We start from the raw sequence: 16,821 nt of genomic DNA on the forward strand, positions 1-16,821 counted from the left end.
CCAATCATCTACCAGTACAAAGATTGTTGTAATTAACGTTCCTAGGTCTATGCTATTCATGGGGGAAGTCTGATTTGAAAAGCTGGTAACTTTCATCTTCTTACTTCTCCCGCCTTTTTCCTAATTCACATTAGGCGTAATCTTAAGAAAAAATATGTTTGTATTGTGGGATTCATTGCTATTTGAAAATTTCAGTTTATTTAAACTACTTTTTGCCATAGTCAGTCTCAGTTAGCCAGAATAACTTTTAAACAATCACCAATGATTCTGCAACCCTTTTAACCCGACGTAGTTGGGCTTGCATATCTTCTTTGGTCCAAGATGCGGCAAAATTTTTGAATCCCCAACTGACTATGGGGTTAGGAATATCAAACTCAAAACGGTTCACAAGCAAAGTTCCTTGTGATTTCGGTTGACATTCCCAGCGATCGCGTCCTTGGAAAAATCCCTGGAATTCCCAAACCACTAAACCTGGTTCCCTTTCTACCACGACACTGTACAAGCTGGGTTTGAGAAAAGGAATTTGAATCACAAAGCGACTTTGACTGCCAATATCAGTACTCCAAGCTTCCCCCACAGGTTCACAACACAGGGCAGGATTCAGCCAACGGTGCATGAGTTTTAAATCGGTAATACAGAGTTCCACTGCTGAAGCTGTGGCATTAATTTGAATCCATTGTTCAAAAACTTGAGACATTCTACATTTATGATGCTCCTGCTGCACTCACATCATCTTATTAGAAGAGAGTGCTTTTACATTGACTGACTACAATAAGTTTACAGAAAATTAAGCAAAATTTACTATTAATTAATATTTATATTAATATCTTAATAAAACAACAAAGTAACAAAAACATCCTTGATATTAACTGCACATATGTGTTTGTTGCCAATTTGCTGGTACATTGATATGCAAAATATCAGTGAACTTACTGATGCTAAATATTTTTTCATATCCAGCCAACCCATAAGTATTACAAGTGTTTTGGCAAACATATCACCTTATAAATCAACAAAAAGTTAATGAAGGAATCACTGAAGTCCAAGGAATTGTCGAACAAACAATTGTCTTTACCCCCCGTTTATTAAGTGCAGCAGCACTTTTGTTAGTTAGTTGGCTCATTGCAGCAATCCTGGCCACAGTCACCAAAGGAATTCTCAACAAAACTAAGATAGATAATCCCATTGCTGCTGGGATAAACGGTCATGAAGATGTTCCCCAGACAGAGAGATTAATCTCTGCCTTAGTCTTCTGGAGCATCATCTTAATCACAGTAGCAGCTGTTTTACAAACTCTGGAACTAGAGGTAGCCTCTCCAATTCCTTTAACGTCCTAACCTATACCTCCATTGCCATAACGTTTAAATTTTACTTTCTGTTCTAATTCCTCTTTAATACGGTTGAGAATAGATTTTTCATCCAAGTTGGCCAAAATCCTGGTAATAACTGCCTTTGGTCCTTCGTCACCCCAAGTTGCCCCATTAGCCAAATAAACTTTAGTCACTTGTCCAATACCATAAGAAGAAACCCCAGCCACCCCAGCTTGAGTAATTGCCACTGAAACATAAGGTGCAAAGGCAGCCCCAGCCGTAGCTGATGCAGACATACCCAGCAGAGTTTTTAATCCACTCAAGCCTAAATTTGCTAACAGCTCACTGAAACCGATACCGCCCATACTGAAGGCAATTTTTTGTAACAATTGCACAGCACCGCTTTCACCCATGGGGATGCCATAAAGTTGAGATAAACCCAAAATCAAAGAAATATCAATTACAATACTACTGAGTATATCTACAACAGTAACCGGATTGAGAGCGATGGCCGCCGCCTTAGTCATCACAGCCTTCCAAATCAACTGATTAGCGTTGTCTTCGCGAATCGTGAGTTTTCTATTTACTAATTGCTCATTCACATGATCAGCATAAAGCATAGTATTGAGAGCAACTAAAGCCTTACCTTCACGGTGCAAAATATCCAAAATTTTCAGCTTCAGTTCTTCAACTTGGGCTTTACTAGCACGTAACTGTACCCCCCTAGTACCATCAGGGCGAATAATGGCGGTCTTTACCAATGGTGATGCTGCTGCCATAACAATTTCTAAAGGCGTGAGTAACTCCTTGACCCTTTCATCTCGGATTTTGCGATAAATTGCCATTCGGTCAGCTTCAGGATATTGGTCTACTTTGTTAAATACCAGAATAATTGGTTTACCACATTCCCGCAGCTGAGAGAGAGCTTCATGTTCAATCTTGGTCATGTCCCCGGCAATGACAAACAAAATTAAATCTGCTTGCTTTGCCACCTGTTCAGCCAGTGCAGCACGGGTGTCACCATCAACTTCATCTAACCCAGGAGTGTCAATGAGTTCCACCTGGGATTGACCATTAGCAGGTAGAGTGACCCTTAAAGCTCGTTCATTTTCGCCAATGGTTTCCTCACTAATACTCCAGTTTACTTTTTGGGCATTACGGGTGACTCCATGCACAGGGCCAGTTTCAAACACCGTTTGTCCCACCAAGGCATTCAAAAGGGAGGACTTACCACGTCCCACCATACCAAAGGCAGCAATTTGCACCACCATCTTGTCTAACTTACCCAACATAGTTTGCAAATCAGCAAGTTCAATTTCCAATCCTTTTTTTTCCTGGGGAGTCAGGTCAAGATTGGTGACTAAGTTTCGCAGTGCAGTTTGTGCTTGTTGATAGTTAAGTTCTGTTTGAATATCGTCAAAACCGAAAATGGCACTATCCAGTTCTTCCTCCCAACTGGGTGAGTCACTGTGGTCAGGTTCAGGAAAAGGCAATGTAGAAGTCATATCAAGTGGAAATTTTTGATTGAAAATTTTTAATTTAGGATTTGAGATTTGAGACTAGGGACTAGGGAAGTAATTTTCCCGATGACTAATGACCAATGACCAATCACTAACAAAACGTCCTAAACTGAAAAATGCATCTAGTAGCGTTAGAATCTTGACTAAATCACCTGTGCGGAAAATAGTTATTGCCGGTAACTGGAAAATGTTCAAAACCCAGGTAGAAACCCAGGATTTTTTACAGGGATTTCTGCCCCACTTGGAGGAAACACCCCCAGGACGAGAAGTAGTATTGTGTCCTCCTTTCACTAACTTAAACGTTTTATCTAAGATTTTGCATGGCAGCCTCATCCAGTTGGGGGCGCAAAATGTTCACTGGGAAGACAATGGAGCCTACACTGGCGAAATTTCTGCCCCCATGTTGACAGAACTTGGTGTACGTTTTGTAATTGTCGGTCATAGCGAAAGACGGCAATACTTTGGTGAAACGGAGGCAACTGTGAATCTCCGCCTCAAAGCAGCTCAAAGGCATGGTCTCACACCAATTCTATGTGTGGGCGAAACTAAACAACAACGTCATGCTGGGGAAACAGAATCACTCATTACCAACCAGCTAGATAAAAACCTCATAGATGTCGATCAGCATAATTTGGTAATTGCCTACGAACCAATTTGGGCAATCGGTACTGGGGACACTTGTGAAGCAACAGAAGCTAATCGGGTAATTGGCTTAATTCGCAATCAGTTGAGTAATCCCGATGTTTCGATTCAATACGGTGGCTCAGTGAAGCCCAATAATATTGATGAGATTATGGCTCAACCAGAAATTGATGGCGTTCTTGTGGGCGGCGCAAGTCTCGAACCTGCAAGTTTTGCTCGGATTGTCAACTACAAATAGTGTCATCTTCAACGCTGTTTCCCTGGCCGAGCCGGGGAAGGCGTACATCATTGAGTAAAAGCCAAATTGCAATCCTAAAACTCTTCATTTGTTAATTTATGTCGGGGAAGTTAATAATTCGAGAACGCTGTTTTGTCTGGGGACAGCGAACTTACCTTATGGGTGTTTTGAATGTAACACCAGATAGCTTCAGTGATGGCGGCGCATTCAATAACAGCGCTGCCGCTTTAGCACAGGCAAAAGCAATGGTAGCTGCTGGTGCTGACATCATCGACCTAGGGGGGCAATCCACTCGACCAGGAGCAAAGCAAATTACTTTAGCAGAGGAACTGCATCGGGTACTGCCCATATTGGAAGTTATACGACCAGAAATCACAGTGCCCATATCAATAGATACTACTAGAGCCACTGTAGCTAGAGCATCCATAGAAGCCGGGGCAGATATAATTAATGATATTTCTGGTGGCACATTTGACCTAGAAATGCTGCCAACAGTAGCAAGTTTAAATGTGCCAATTGTCTTAATGCATATCCAAGGAACACCCCAGACAATGCAGCAAATGACTAATTATCAAGATTTAATGGCAGATATTTCTAGTTTTTTAGCAGGGCAAATATTAACAGCAACTACTGTAGGCATTGATAAAAGCAAAATCATTATTGATCCGGGCATTGGTTTTGCCAAAAACTATGGACAAAATTTAGAAATTTTGCGCCAATTACATAGATTAAAAGCGATAAATTGCCCTATTTTGGTAGGAGCATCCCGCAAAAGCTTCATTGGTCGCATCTTAAATCAACCAGACCCCAAAGCAAGGGTTTGGGGAACAGCAGCAGCTTGTTGTGCCGCTATTGCTCATGGCGCTGATATCCTCCGAGTTCACGATGTTCAAGAAATGCGCGATGTGTCACTAGTGGCTGATACAATGTTCCGGTAAGAACAGTAATAGTTACTTCAGAATTAAGCACCACCATTTTGAGATTTCCTGCCACTATTTTCTTGAACTATGGAATCAGCAATTAACTGGTCATATACTTCATTAGTTTTACTGGGGTCCACAAAGACAATTTTGGCATTATTACTCTCACCAAGCTTCTGGCTAGCGACAACATAATCTTGAGCTACAAGATACCTTAAGATTTCTTTGCTTTCAGGATGAGAACGTAAAGCTTCAGAAATTATCTGCATTGAGGTTTGAGTTCCTTGGGCTCTCTTAATAGCAGCCTCACGTTCCCCCTCTGCTTCAGAAATTAGCGCCCGTTTTTTGATTTCCGCAGCTCGCTGTTCTTCCATTGATTTTCGTACACTTTCAGGGGGTGTAATGCTTTGAATATCCAACCTGAGAATCTCAACTCCCCAATCTGCTGTTGTTTGATTTAACTGATTTAAAATCGCTGTGTCCATTTCAGCACGGGAAATATTGGTTTCTTCTACAGTGTTCTGGGCGATAATTTCCCGGAGTGTCGTTGTCGCTAGTTGTGACAGAGACCCTTCGAGGTCGTCGATTTCGTAAAAACTTTTCACCATATCCTTGATGCGCCAAAATAGGACAGCATCAATTTCCAGGTAAATGTTATCCCTGGTGATCACATTTTGAGGTTTGATGTCTAAAAACTTCTCACGCGTTGTATCCTCCATCACAATCTGATCCACCAAAGGTACAATAAAGTTAAGTCCAGGAGAAAGTGTGCGATGATACCGCCCCAATCTTTCTACTAGGGCTTCGTTACCTTGATTAACAAGTTTTGCAGACCCTAAAGCATATCCTATCAGTGCTAAGACTATGGCTATAATTGGCTCCATATATTCTCTCCTTTAGCTTTTGTGCAAATTTTGGTGTAAAATGATATATTACTACCTTATATCCACACTTCAATTTAACATTTTTGGTTTGTGATTTTATAAACCCTAATGGTGCTGTTTAAAAACAAACCATGATTAAACTTTTAGCTTTTATATACGCAGGATATTTTGACAGCACCCAATTGTCAATACACCACCTTGATTACGTGCTGGCAAAATGTAAGCATTTTTGAATTGGACGTTAAATTAATTAACCTGAACAACTTCCCCAAAAGAGACAGGCCTTTGGCCTCAGATTTGAATCATTGGAAACAAAGACAATATGTTTAAAGCCAGGGGCTTTGGCTTTTTTTCCGGCAAATGGCTCACAGTAAATTGTCAATTAATCATAAAACTGAGCCAAGGTTGGATCTTTTTTGGTACATCAGAATTCAAACGTAGAGGTAGTTCGGCTGTAGAAAGAGATTGGGCGTAAGCGGGTGTCAAAAATGGTTGATAAATCTCTGCCTCCGGTGTGTCTTGCTTGATAAATGCTAAACTAACACCACGAATCAACTGCCGTAAATACTTGGTTTCTTCCCCTCGCTTTTCTGTGACTATGGCAGCTGCTGCACCCACAGGATATGCTGGATCGGTAACACTCAAGTGAGTGGCACCAATGGCTGCTAACAGATACTTAACACCCTGGAGTTGCTGAAAAGGTCTAATTTGATGGGTCAAGGCTGGGGTGAGTGCATCTTCAGTGCCAGCTAAAATTAATACAGGGCTGGCAATTTTACTCAAACCATTGCTACCAAACAGTTTACCAACAAGCGGGTTAAAAGCCATCGCACTCTTGACTCGCCGGTCCCGTAAATCTAATAATTTATTTTCTTTTAAACTGGTCACTGCACACTGTAACCAATCCCCTGGTGATTGGCCAAAGGAAAGAGAAGTTTTACAGAACTCTCGCAATTCTTTTAAGTCTAATTGTCCACCTACCAGGGCTAAAGCAGTATAGCCTCCTAAAGAGTGACCAATAACAGTTACTTTGTTGGTATTAAGTTGGCCTTGAAGTTGTCCCGATTGAGTATTGAGTTTTTCTAATGCGTTGAGCAAGAAGCTGACATCTTTTGGTCTATCAATAAATTCATTAGCTGGTAGTATTTCTGTCAAATTCATTTGATTTGAAGCCTGATTGATGGCTACAGAGTTACTACCAGAATGTTCAATTGCTGCAACTGTAATTCCGTGACTAGCTAGATGATGGGCTAAATAGCCAAAGATTCGACGATTGGCTCCAAACCCGTGAGAAATTACTACCAGTGAACCTGGGGTGTCATTTTGACTCCAATAAATGTCTACAGGAATGATGCGATTTCGTTTTTGATCTTGTAAGGTGAGTGTCTGCTGCTGAACTCTGTTTTTTCCCGGAGCTGCTGGATCAAAGGCTGCCTCAAAAGCTGTAGTATTTCTTACTAATAATTCTCTTGCTAGCAAAACCCCAAGGGCTTGGTTTTGCAGATTATTGGCGTTATATTTGAGGGCAATTTCCAGTGCTTGAGTTGCATCTACAGTTATATTTTTTTCTGGATAGGCTCGCAAAAAACCAATTGCACTTAAACCGTTGACTTGACGTACAGACAGATAAAGTGTGGATTTAAGTGTTTCTATGGTACTACCTGGTATTGCTGTTCCCAAAGACTCAATTAATTGTCTACCTTGTGGCGATCGCACCAGATCATCAACGAATTTGTCTGCAAAATCAGCATTTATTTGTAACTTTCCATACAGTAATTCCCTGACTTTGGGAGTGAATACAAAGCTATAAAGTTGCAGATGTTCTGGCAGTTTACCTGTTTCGGCAAACTTTTCTAAATCAGCGATCGCCATAGACTGCTGAAATACCCCTAAACGAATAGTAATTGTTTCTGCTGCTCTAGTACTAGGAATACCCACACCCCAACTTGCAGCCAAGGTGAGGCTGCAAAGTAATCCTTTGAAAAACATACCAAGCCAAAAGTACATACAATCAAATTATTGAAAAGGTAGTTTCATTAATTGACCACCAATATAGGTTTGAAGTTGCGATCTACTTGGTAGCAGGTCTGAACAACTTCAAACTGATAATTTTTTCAGCTTAAAACAAACCGAATATAGCTCTGAACACTCCCAGCAAACTACCGAGAGGATTGACCACTGTACCCACAGTGTCACCAGTCTGGGCTAAAGCAGAACGGTTGACGATGACAACATCATTATTCCGGAGTATGGGATTATTTTCGTCATTAATTCCCTGAGAAAAATTAATTTTGACTTCCCGCTTAGTCACAGAACCATTAGGGTTGAGACGAACTAAATCCACAGTAGTTTTTCTAGCTCTAGAATCGTTGAATCCACCTGCTGCTAATAATGCTTGATTTAACGAGCTATTAGGTTGAATTTCTACAGTTCCCGGTCTTTTAACTTCGCCTACCACACCAACTCGAATTTTAGCAGGAGACAAAGTAGTAGTAGCTAATTGAGTAGCTTCTGCTGGGTTTATCTCAGTTGCAGTTGGAATAAGCACTGTATCCCCGTCTTGCAAAATAATGTCTTGATTGACATCACCAGCTTGCAATAATTGCCAGAGGTTGATATCTATAATTTGTTCTGAACCAGTTTTTGTGGGTCGGCGCAGCTTCAGGTTACGAACATCAGCTTGGGATGTAATTCCCCCGGCTAATTGCAGTGCTCTCATCACAGTGGGTATACCACCTCCATCCCCTTGTCCACCGCCAACTAAATATGAACCGGGACGATTAACTTCTCCAATAATTGCCACAGTGCGGGTTGACGTTGGGTTAGCGGCAAAGTTAGCTGAAAACAGATTCCGGGCTTCTGCTATGTTCAAAGTAGTTGCAGTAGGCACAAAAATGGTGTCACCATCCCGTAAAGTAATATCCTGATCTATCCGACCTGTCTGAATCAGTTCCTTCAAATTAAGATTCACAACTTGCTCGGAAGAACGTCCTACTTTACGTCTTAATTCTACTTGAGTTACATCTGCTGCCAAAGTTACACCTTGGGCTGTAGTCAGCGCTGCTAATACAGTGGGGTATTGTACACCGGGATTATTACCCGCGCCTCCTTGCAAGCTCAAAGTATAAGCTCCAGGACGTGTAACTTCCCCTGCAACCAAAATATTGACAGGACGGGGTGATAACAGGTTAACTGAAATCAAGGGACGTTTGAGAAAGCGAGAATACCTCCTGGCAATTTCATCAGCAGCCTGTTCCGTGGTTAAACCCAGAACAGGTACACTACCAATTAAAGGTAGGTTGATTGACCCCCCAGGAGGTATTTGATATTCCCCAGTATATTCTGGTACTTCAAAAACGTTAACCCGAATGAGATCACCCCCTCCCAATGTATAATTAGTAATGATTTGTTTACTTTGTGATATTTGTTTTTCTGTTGGCACCATTGGTTGTGTGCTGGGGAAGATTGGTAGTCCCTGAGCTATGGTGGCGCACGGCCCAGCAACATGGACAGCAGTTAACAAAGCCGCACCTAAAAATGGCTGGGTGAGGGACTTGAGTAAACCTGTTTTCAACATATTCACCTGAGATTCTGAAAATGTGATCTGCATATTTTTCTGAATATTTTAATCTTGACTATACTTTATTCTTCAAGTTCCTAGATTCAATTGCTTGGACATTCTTATTTTCATAACAAAGTCTAATTGTCCGGATGCCTATTATGTTTATGTTTTAAGTTTTAGTTAAGTTAACTTAAAAAGAAATCAGTACTTTAAGTCTCGATAAGTTCACCGGTATTATAATTGATTGACAGTCAGGAACATAGGATTGTGTGAGTCGTAAAAATAAGGTGAATAAATTTCTTTCCATAGTACCCAGTAAGGTAACTCAGATAATATAACAAAAGTGCTTTATTTAGAAATATTGTAACAATATGAAGATAAACTTTTGCTATTATAATATCTCGTGTTTTTCGACAAATTCCTGTACTAATAATTTTAATTAACAGATTGATAACATTTTAGATAATAGGAGAGAAATGTATATAAATTATTTTTCCCCTTTCACAATTAAGGCACATGATTCCCAAGAACAGTTTTAAAAGCCTAGTTTTGCCAGCCCCATTTAGACCCCATAACCGAAAGTTTCCCCTTTACAAAGTTGAAGGAAACAGCTTTTGAGAGATATAAGTTTTTGATTTAACCAAAAAACCGTGGCGTAGAATTTTCGCAAATCAGCAGTGAGGACTACTGACGAATCGTCAATACTATTCAGTTGATAATCAGAGATGTGTACACCAAACTTCATCTCACAAATACCACTACAAACTCAGTGTTTTTTGTTTCACTATTCTATAGTATGCCCTTAGAACTGGGAATTGTACCAGCACGACGGGAGTCAATTTCCACCGCCATTCGGGTTGCCCTCGCAAAAGCTTTAAATGTAGCTTCAATAATATGATGGGAGTTAATGCCATCCAGTTGACGAATGTGTAATGTCATTTGGCTATGGTTAACCAACGCCACAAAAAATTCCCGTACTAACTGGGTGTCATAAGTTCCCACTTGCTGGGTAGGAATTGCCAAACCATAGCTGAGATGAGGTCTACCAGAAAAGTCCAACGCCACTTGCACTAAGGCTTCATCCAACGGTGCGAGAAAATGGCCAAAACGAACGATACCTTTCCTATTACCGAGGGCTTGACTGAAAGCTTGCCCCAAAGTAATGCCCACATCTTCATTAGTGTGGTGATCATCAATTTCCCAGTCTCCCTGGGCTTGGATATTTAAGTCAATTAGCCCGTGGGAAGCAATTTGATGCAACATATGATCCAAAAACGGAATTCCTGTTGCTGCCGTGCACATGCCTGTACCATCCAAATTGATATTAACTTTTACATCTGTTTCGCCTGTAGTGCGATGAACAGAAGCAGTGCGAGCATTGTGACTCAGAGGAATTTGGCGATCGCTTGTTGGCATAACTGGGGAATAGGGTATGGGGACTGGGGAAATGACTAATGATTAATTATTACATTCCCATGATTTCATATCCTGCATCTACATACAAAACTTGCCCTGTAATACCACTAGCTAAATCGCTAGACAAGAAAGCTGCGGTATTGCCTACTTCTTGTTGCGTCACAGTGCGTCGCAGAGGAGCTACCTCTTCTACATGGTGAATCATATCTAAAATTCCACCCACTGCCGAAGAAGCCAATGTCCGTATCGGCCCGGCGGAAATAGCATTTACTCGAATGTTTTGCGGACCCAGTTCAGCCGCTAAATAGCGCACACTAGCTTCTAATCCGGCTTTAGCTACCCCCATAACGTTATAGTTAGGAACCGCCCTCACGCCTCCCAAGTATGTCAGGGTGATGATGCTACCCCCTTCTGTCATCAGAGGTTTAGCTGCACCGCTTAACTGCACTAGGGAGTAGGTGCTGATTTCTAAAGCAGTTTTGAAACCAGAACGTGAGGTTTGGCTAAAATTACCACTCAAATCGTCTTTGTTAGCAAAAGCTAAACAGTGGATAAGGATGTCCAATCTTCCCCACTTATCCCTCACTACTTCAAATGTAGACTCCACCTGTGCGTCATCTTGGACATTACAGGGAACAAATAAGCTGGGGTTCAGAGGTTCTACCAATTCCGCGACCTTTTTCTCCATCTTACCTCGGTCATCTGGCAAGTAGGTAATACCTAGGTTAGCTCCTGCTTTGTGCAGTTGTTGAGCAATTCCCCAGGCAATGGAGCGGTTATTAGCAATGCCTGTCACCAGGGCATTTTTTCCAGTCAGATTAAGCATAGAAACTGTGAATGTAATCAATCATTAGGAGCATACTAGAATCTGAGGCAAGTTTGTCTTGCTTCTGCACATCATTTCTGAAAATGATGATTACCTAGACTCTTTTCTGCAAATTTTCCCCACATAATCCCAAAGGCATTCTCAAGATCTTGTGAATTTTTCACCAAAAAACCTGATGACCACAACTGTGCAAGTACTCATAACAACTACTAGCTAAAAACATCAAAAATTATGTATCATTATGAACAAATAAATATGAAGTTATGGCTTTGAGTATAGGAATGTACAGAAAGGTTGACGGTGCTTTATTGATTTTTCAGGTGTATTCTTAGGTAATCAGTTTTTGTTTTTCCGGCGTTGGGTAGGGGAAGGGAGATGATCGTGACACAAGATAAAGCCCTAGCAAATGTATTTCGTCAGATGGCGACCGGAGCATTTCCTCCAGTTGTAGAAACATTTGAACGCAATAAAACAATATTTTTTCCCGGCGATCCTGCTGAACGAGTTTATTTTCTTTTGAAGGGTGCTGTGAAACTTTCCAGGGTATACGAGGCAGGAGAGGAAATAACGGTAGCACTGCTGCGGGAAAATAGTGTTTTTGGTGTGTTATCATTACTGACGGGAAATAAATCAGATAGATTTTACCATGCAGTCGCATTTACCCCTGTAGAGTTGCTCTCAGCCCCAATTGAACAGGTGGAGCAAGCATTTAAGGAAAACCCAGAACTATCAATGTTAATGCTGCGGGGGCTATCTTCGCGTATTTTACAGACAGAGATGATGATTGAAACCTTGGCTCATCGCGATATGGGTTCGAGATTAGTGAGTTTCTTGTTAATTCTTTGTCGTGATTTTGGTGTTCCTTGTCCAGACGGGATTACTATTGATCTAAAGCTATCTCACCAGGCCATCGCTGAAGCCATTGGTTCAACTCGGGTAACCGTAACTAGGTTACTAGGGGATTTACGTGAGAAAAAAATGATTTCAATCCACAAAAAGAAGATTACCGTACATAAACCTGTATCCTTAAGCAAGCAGTTCACTTAAAATCAATTAGGGAAGGTGGAGTGGCAAGCGTTGTGTTCTTAAAAATTACACCCACAGATGGAGGTAAGTATAACATCCTGAGTGGTTTGAGCTATTGCCTGTTTTCCATCTTTCACAAGACAATGATTGAAAGTAGTAGGCTGTGTCTGGAAACATTGCGGTAGCTAAAGATGACCACCGGGTACATCCTGATAGCAGCGATTTTAATTTTGGGGGGCGTAATTGCCACTGTGGGTGACCGCATTGGCACACGAGTTGGTAAAGCACGCCTCTCACTGTTTAACCTTCGTCCTAAAAAAACTGCTGTACTAGTAACTATATTTACTGGTGGATTAATTTCGGCATCAACTTTGGGGATATTATTTGCTGCTGATGAAAAGTTACGCCAAGGCGTATTTGAACTGGAAGATATTCAAAAAGACCTAAGAAACAAGCGGGAACAGCTAAAAGTTGCAGAAACTCAAAAAAGTCAAGTAGAGAAAAAGTTAAACAAAGCTAGAATTGCACAAATCAACGCACAACGAGACTTAGAGATAATCAATAAAACTTTACAAGCAGCTAACGCTAAACAAAAAGCAACACAAAGTCAACTTCAAAGTACTCAAAACCAGCTAGGTGAAGTAGTAAATCAGTATCAAAAAGCTATAACTGAACTCCAAAGAGTTTACGATCAAATCAAAACATTCCAGGCGGCTATTGAAGAATTGAAGGCAGAACGCAAACGACTTTATGCAGAAGCTAAAATAGCTATTGAGGAAGCTAAAACAGCTATTGACCAACGCGATCGCAAAATTGCTCAACTCGATGGACTGATTAAAAAGCGCAATCAGCAAATTGCTTTGCGAGGGCAAGTCATTACCAAAAGAGAGTCCCGCCTCAAAGAACTAGAAAAACAACAAAATTATTTAGAACAAGAAGTGGCAAGACTGGAAAAATATTATCAGTCTTATCGTGACCTGCGTTTAGGTAAACTCGCACTCGTTCGCAATCAAGTTCTAGCTGCTAATGTCGTTCGCGTTAATCAAGCCACCACAGCCCGTCAAGCCGTAATCCGACTTTTGCAAGCAGCTAACCGCAATGCCAACATCCAATTAACTGAACCCGGGGAGAAACCCACAAATAAAGAGCTTCTCAGGGTTACCGAAGAAAGAGTTAAACAACTCAGCCAGCAAATTCAAGATGGTCGAGAGTACGTTGTGCGAATCTTCTCTGCTGGCAATTACGTCAGGGGAGAAAACCAGATAGAATTTTTTGCGGATGCATCTCGAAATCAACTGGTTTTTTCACAAGGGGAGATATTGGCTACAACCACTGCCGATCCCAAAATTATGTCCTCCTATCAGCTATCCCAAAGACTTGATCTGCTGATTTCTGCTTCGGAATTTCGAGCCCGTAATGCCGGAATTGTCGAGGGCGTATTAAGAGAGGGTGCTCATTTACGCTTTTTCTTACAACTAAGACAGTATGATCATCCATTAGAAATAAAGGCCATCGCTATGGAAGACACCTATACAGCAGGTCCTTTAAGAATAAAACTTTTGGCAATTTTAAACGGCGTAGTTGTTTTTAGCACCTAATAAAAAATAATTAAATAAAGGAAAGTGTAACCAGGAATCAACCCTTAAATATAAATGAGTATTTATTATGACTTTTAGTGAATTTTCACCAGCACAACCAGTCATCTTAGGCTTTGACCCCGGCAAAGACAAATGTGGTCTAGCAGTCATGGGACTAGATAGGCAATTGTATTATCACCAAGTGGTGACTGCACAAAAGGCCATCGCCACCATTAAAACCCTACGTCAACAGTTTCCCGTTTCCTTACTGGTAATGGGTAACCAAACCACAGCTAAACAATGGAAAAAACAACTGTGCGAGGAATTAGTAGAACAACTGAATATCATTTTAGTAGATGAGCGCTACAGCACCTTAGAAGCACGCGATCGCTACTGGCAAATGTATCCACCCAAAGGTTTAACAAAACTCTTGCCACAAGGCATGAGACAGCCACCAAGACCCATAGATGATATAGTTGCTCTCCTCTTGATTGAAAGATACTTAAATCGCCTCGCTACCAATGATAACTGACGACTAAAGTTCCGCCCTAATGGTAAAAGCATAATCTCCTCCAGGCTCTAGCTGATAATCCTGCTGTTCCAAAAAACGACCAAGGGGTTCTTTAATCAGGGCGCGACCTTGGGAAGGGTTAACAGAAAGTTCTCCTCGACGAAAATGCCATTGGAAATGCCACTCGAAGCCACCCGCACTTACTTCACCCTCAAGAAAGCCGAGTTGCCACGATTGACGGATAATTCTGACATGAGCAGTAGTTTCTGGAAGACGTTTGGCACTCACAATGCTTTGTGTGACTTGTGGGATAAAAATCCAATCAATAGGCTACTTCTTTTATTTAGCAAACTTAGCTTAAATATACAAACTGACATGGACAAGACCGTAGCTGACCTACGCAAAGATTACACCTTGGAAGGTTTGAGTGAAACCGACATCAACCCCAATCCTTTAATTCAATTTCAAAGATGGTTTGAGCAAGCCCTAGCAGCCGAACTTCCTGAGCCTAATGCCATGACTCTGGCCACTGCTAAACCAGATGGTCAGCCTTCGGCAAGAATGGTACTACTCAAAGATTTTGATGAACAGGGCTTTGTTTTCTTCACCAACTACAAAAGTCATAAAGGACAAGAACTAGCAGCAAACCCCCAAGCAGCTTTAGTTTTTTGGTGGCCAGAATTGGAACGCCAAGTCAGAATTGTGGGCACAGTAGAAAAAATTTCCCCAGAACAATCTGATAGCTATTTTGAGATGCGTCCGCCAAATAGTCGTTTGGGTGCGTGGGCTTCTAATCAAAGTCAGGTAATTGCCACTAGAGAAGTTTTAGAACAACAATTGCAGGAATTTCAGCAAAAATATGAAAACCAGGCGGTTCCCCGACCACCTCATTGGGGAGGTTACCGAGTGATACCCACGGGAATTGAGTTTTGGCAAGGTCGCCCCAGTCGTTTGCATGATCGCTTGCTGTATACTCGCTGTAATCATAACAATTGGAAAATTGAGCGGTTGTCACCTTGATAACTGGGGACTGGGGTCATTAATTTTGGATTCGAGATTTGTAATTTTAAATTTCACTATCATTTTAAATCTCGAATTTTTCCACCCAGCACCCTGGCTTAATTTGTAGCTGTTATTTTGGCACCAGGTGCAAACTGAACTCTAGGATCAGGCATAAAACTATATCTGAGGTACATTCCTCCCCAGGTGAACAGAATAATTAACAAACCACCAATACCCAGGGGATTAGGTAACCAGAAAAATACTTCTATGTGATTGAATTCTCCGGGTTTGAGCTGCCATACTAATTCCTTCCCTTTCTTTTGGGGTTTGATACCAGTTTCGTTTTCCTGAATATCTCTAGCGCCCCAAGGGGTCCTTAAACTAAATTTTATGTCGAGAACTGATTCAGTATCAGATAGGACATTACCTCTGCTAGAAAGTAAGGAAAGCCATCGTAAATCTAAATCATAAACTAATCGATTTTTCACCAACAGCACCAAATTTTTCTGATCTATTAGTAAATTAGATTCAATTTTCGGTGGTTTTGATTCAGATGCTTTCTCTACAATCTCGGCTTTTTCATTGGTAGGAGAGTTAAAAAAATCGTTGAATTTCTTTTGCAACTCCTCAGCATTACTGAAGGGAATTTTTACAATAATTTCTCCTGGTGAAATCCGTTGTGTTTTACCTTCCAGTTTCCGGGCACGACGTTCTATGCTGTGCAACCATTCATATACAGGTTCTGCACTAAAGCTGGTAAGTCTTTCTGCTAATTTAATATGCTGTACTATTTCGCCACTATTTGAGTTATTGAAGTTGACACCTGCATCGTATTCGACACAACCAGTTAGTAGCAGTGACGTTAACAGTACCAGCCACAAAATAGGATTTTTGATAGAAAGTATCCGATTCATCAGACTTCGACTCATCACCTTCAGGAATAGAGTCATGTTGATCAACATAAAACTCAATAGTCTGGTGAATTTTATGAGAATCTTTCTAAAAATAGAATAGTACATTAACATATCCCCCATTTCACCCCCCACTATATTTGTGATATACTAACTAAGGTATTCAATGCCAGATGCAGAAAGTGGGAGTGTATCCTAATTAATTGTAATGGTGAAATAAACCATCTTCACTTAAGACCAGTGATGCCTATGAGCAGGACTGAAGTCTTTGTTTCCCCCACTGTGAGTCCTCTCACGACAAAAATAGCCGAATTTATCTAAAACTACAAATTACACATACTCAATTAACTGTGGAGGCACTGTGAAATCACCACGGTACATAGTTGGTTTGATACACTACTTGGCCTAACCTTAATATAAAGCAGTTCCCGATGTCAGAGCAGAAGCTACCTAAAGGGTAATAAATACCATTGCCC

The 16,821-nt window shown here is 41.0% G+C and carries 16 protein-coding genes; 7 read left to right on the plus strand and 9 right to left on the minus strand.

Annotated elements, in window-relative coordinates; translation table 11 throughout:
* Window positions 1–247: 247 nt before the first annotated feature.
* Window positions 248–697: an SRPBCC family protein gene (locus NWP25_RS03435; RefSeq protein ID WP_280650851.1), complete on the minus strand. Its 450-nt coding sequence runs from the start codon at window positions 695–697 to the stop codon at window positions 248–250.
* A gap of 283 nt (window positions 698–980) precedes the next feature.
* Between NWP25_RS03435 and NWP25_RS03440 the strand changes: the two genes are divergently transcribed.
* Window positions 981–1,337, plus strand: a complete 357-nt coding sequence (locus NWP25_RS03440; protein ID WP_313959059.1) for a mechanosensitive ion channel family protein — start codon at window positions 981–983, stop codon at window positions 1,335–1,337.
* Here the strand turns inward: NWP25_RS03440 and NWP25_RS03445 are convergent.
* On the minus strand, window positions 1,334–2,815 hold the full coding sequence (locus NWP25_RS03445; RefSeq protein ID WP_280698877.1) for a GTP-binding protein: 1,482 nt from the start codon (window positions 2,813–2,815) through the stop codon (window positions 1,334–1,336). The two genes, NWP25_RS03440 and NWP25_RS03445, sit on opposite strands and share 4 nt — an antisense overlap.
* Window positions 2,816–2,984: 169 nt before the next feature.
* Here NWP25_RS03445 and tpiA point away from each other — a divergent pair, with 169 nt between their 5' ends.
* Both tpiA and folP read left to right on the plus strand, forming a co-directional pair.
* Window positions 2,985–3,710: a triose-phosphate isomerase gene (tpiA, locus tag NWP25_RS03450; RefSeq protein WP_280650892.1), complete on the plus strand. Its 726-nt coding sequence runs from the start codon at window positions 2,985–2,987 to the stop codon at window positions 3,708–3,710.
* Window positions 3,711–3,808: 98 nt separating this feature from the next.
* Window positions 3,809–4,648, plus strand: coding sequence for a dihydropteroate synthase (gene folP / locus NWP25_RS03455; protein ID WP_280650849.1), 840 nt, complete (start codon window positions 3,809–3,811; stop codon window positions 4,646–4,648).
* Between the two features lie 23 nt (window positions 4,649–4,671).
* Here the strand turns inward: folP and NWP25_RS03460 are convergent, their stop codons facing one another.
* The 5 genes from NWP25_RS03460 to fabI all read right to left on the minus strand — a co-directional run bounded on the left by NWP25_RS03460 (window position 4,672) and on the right by fabI (window position 11,318).
* Entirely contained in the window at window positions 4,672–5,514 is an 843-nt protein-coding gene (locus NWP25_RS03460) for an SPFH domain-containing protein (protein WP_280650848.1), read from the minus strand.
* A gap of 378 nt (window positions 5,515–5,892) precedes the next feature.
* Window positions 5,893–7,521 carry an alpha/beta hydrolase gene (locus tag NWP25_RS03465; protein ID WP_280650847.1) on the minus strand — a complete coding sequence of 543 codons (1,629 nt, stop codon included), beginning with the start codon at window positions 7,519–7,521 and terminating at the stop codon, window positions 5,893–5,895.
* A 112-nt stretch (window positions 7,522–7,633) separates the two neighbouring features.
* A complete protein-coding gene (locus NWP25_RS03470) occupies window positions 7,634–9,091 on the minus strand; it encodes an SLBB domain-containing protein (protein ID WP_280698882.1) in 1,458 nt (485 codons plus the stop codon).
* Window positions 9,092–9,865: 774 nt separating this feature from the next.
* Window positions 9,866–10,492 (minus strand): imidazoleglycerol-phosphate dehydratase HisB, encoded by a 627-nt coding sequence (gene hisB, locus NWP25_RS03475; RefSeq protein WP_280650846.1) that lies wholly within the window; start codon window positions 10,490–10,492, stop codon window positions 9,866–9,868.
* Window positions 10,493–10,541: 49 nt separating this feature from the next.
* Complete coding sequence (fabI, locus tag NWP25_RS03480) at window positions 10,542–11,318, minus strand: enoyl-ACP reductase FabI (RefSeq protein ID WP_280650845.1); 777 nt, start codon at window positions 11,316–11,318, stop codon at window positions 10,542–10,544.
* A 375-nt stretch (window positions 11,319–11,693) separates the two neighbouring features.
* Here fabI and ntcA point away from each other — a divergent pair, with 375 nt between their 5' ends.
* The 3 genes from ntcA to NWP25_RS03495 all read left to right on the plus strand — a co-directional run bounded on the left by ntcA (window position 11,694) and on the right by NWP25_RS03495 (window position 14,453).
* Window positions 11,694–12,365, plus strand: a complete 672-nt coding sequence (gene ntcA / locus NWP25_RS03485; RefSeq protein ID WP_280650844.1) for a global nitrogen regulator NtcA — start codon at window positions 11,694–11,696, stop codon at window positions 12,363–12,365.
* Window positions 12,366–12,535: 170 nt separating this feature from the next.
* Window positions 12,536–13,942, plus strand: coding sequence for a DUF3084 domain-containing protein (locus NWP25_RS03490; RefSeq protein ID WP_280650843.1), 1,407 nt, complete (start codon window positions 12,536–12,538; stop codon window positions 13,940–13,942).
* Window positions 13,943–14,009: 67 nt separating this feature from the next.
* On the plus strand, window positions 14,010–14,453 hold the full coding sequence (locus NWP25_RS03495; RefSeq protein ID WP_280650842.1) for a pre-16S rRNA-processing nuclease YqgF: 444 nt from the start codon (window positions 14,010–14,012) through the stop codon (window positions 14,451–14,453).
* A 3-nt stretch (window positions 14,454–14,456) separates the two neighbouring features.
* On the opposite strand, the gene NWP25_RS03500 is transcribed toward NWP25_RS03495, so the two are convergent.
* Entirely contained in the window at window positions 14,457–14,720 is a 264-nt protein-coding gene (locus NWP25_RS03500) for a DUF3146 family protein (protein WP_280650841.1), read from the minus strand.
* An 87-nt stretch (window positions 14,721–14,807) separates the two neighbouring features.
* Here NWP25_RS03500 and pdxH point away from each other — a divergent pair, with 87 nt between their 5' ends.
* Window positions 14,808–15,452, plus strand: coding sequence for a pyridoxamine 5'-phosphate oxidase (gene pdxH / locus NWP25_RS03505; RefSeq protein WP_280650840.1), 645 nt, complete (start codon window positions 14,808–14,810; stop codon window positions 15,450–15,452).
* A 98-nt stretch (window positions 15,453–15,550) separates the two neighbouring features.
* Here pdxH and NWP25_RS03510 read toward each other — a convergent pair whose 3' ends face one another.
* Window positions 15,551–16,453: a DUF3153 domain-containing protein gene (locus NWP25_RS03510; RefSeq protein WP_390902756.1), complete on the minus strand. Its 903-nt coding sequence runs from the start codon at window positions 16,451–16,453 to the stop codon at window positions 15,551–15,553.
* Between the last annotated feature and the right edge of the window lie 368 nt (window positions 16,454–16,821).

This window comes from Umezakia ovalisporum Ak1311 (assembly GCF_029891685.1).
Lineage (GTDB): Bacteria > Cyanobacteriota > Cyanobacteriia > Cyanobacteriales > Nostocaceae > Umezakia > Umezakia ovalisporum.

What these genes read in the sequence shown, in the direction of transcription:
- NWP25_RS03435 (WP_280650851.1), bottom strand. Translation starts at nt 697, where the DNA reads ATGTCTCAAGTTTTTGAACAATGGATTCAAATTAATGCCACAGCTTCA.
- NWP25_RS03445 (WP_280698877.1), bottom strand. Translation starts at nt 2,815, where the DNA reads ATGACTTCTACATTGCCTTTTCCTGAACCTGACCACAGTGACTCACCC.
- folP (WP_280650849.1), top strand. Translation starts at nt 3,809, where the DNA reads ATGTCGGGGAAGTTAATAATTCGAGAACGCTGTTTTGTCTGGGGACAG.
- NWP25_RS03460 (WP_280650848.1), bottom strand. Translation starts at nt 5,514, where the DNA reads ATGGAGCCAATTATAGCCATAGTCTTAGCACTGATAGGATATGCTTTA.
- NWP25_RS03465 (WP_280650847.1), bottom strand. Translation starts at nt 7,521, where the DNA reads ATGTACTTTTGGCTTGGTATGTTTTTCAAAGGATTACTTTGCAGCCTC.
- NWP25_RS03470 (WP_280698882.1), bottom strand. Translation starts at nt 9,091, where the DNA reads ATGTTGAAAACAGGTTTACTCAAGTCCCTCACCCAGCCATTTTTAGGT.
- hisB (WP_280650846.1), bottom strand. Translation starts at nt 10,492, where the DNA reads ATGCCAACAAGCGATCGCCAAATTCCTCTGAGTCACAATGCTCGCACT.
- fabI (WP_280650845.1), bottom strand. Translation starts at nt 11,318, where the DNA reads ATGCTTAATCTGACTGGAAAAAATGCCCTGGTGACAGGCATTGCTAAT.
- ntcA (WP_280650844.1), top strand. Translation starts at nt 11,694, where the DNA reads ATGATCGTGACACAAGATAAAGCCCTAGCAAATGTATTTCGTCAGATG.
- NWP25_RS03490 (WP_280650843.1), top strand. Translation starts at nt 12,536, where the DNA reads ATGACCACCGGGTACATCCTGATAGCAGCGATTTTAATTTTGGGGGGC.
- NWP25_RS03495 (WP_280650842.1), top strand. Translation starts at nt 14,010, where the DNA reads ATGACTTTTAGTGAATTTTCACCAGCACAACCAGTCATCTTAGGCTTT.
- pdxH (WP_280650840.1), top strand. Translation starts at nt 14,808, where the DNA reads ATGGACAAGACCGTAGCTGACCTACGCAAAGATTACACCTTGGAAGGT.
- NWP25_RS03510 (WP_390902756.1), bottom strand. Translation starts at nt 16,453, where the DNA reads ATGTACTATTCTATTTTTAGAAAGATTCTCATAAAATTCACCAGACTA.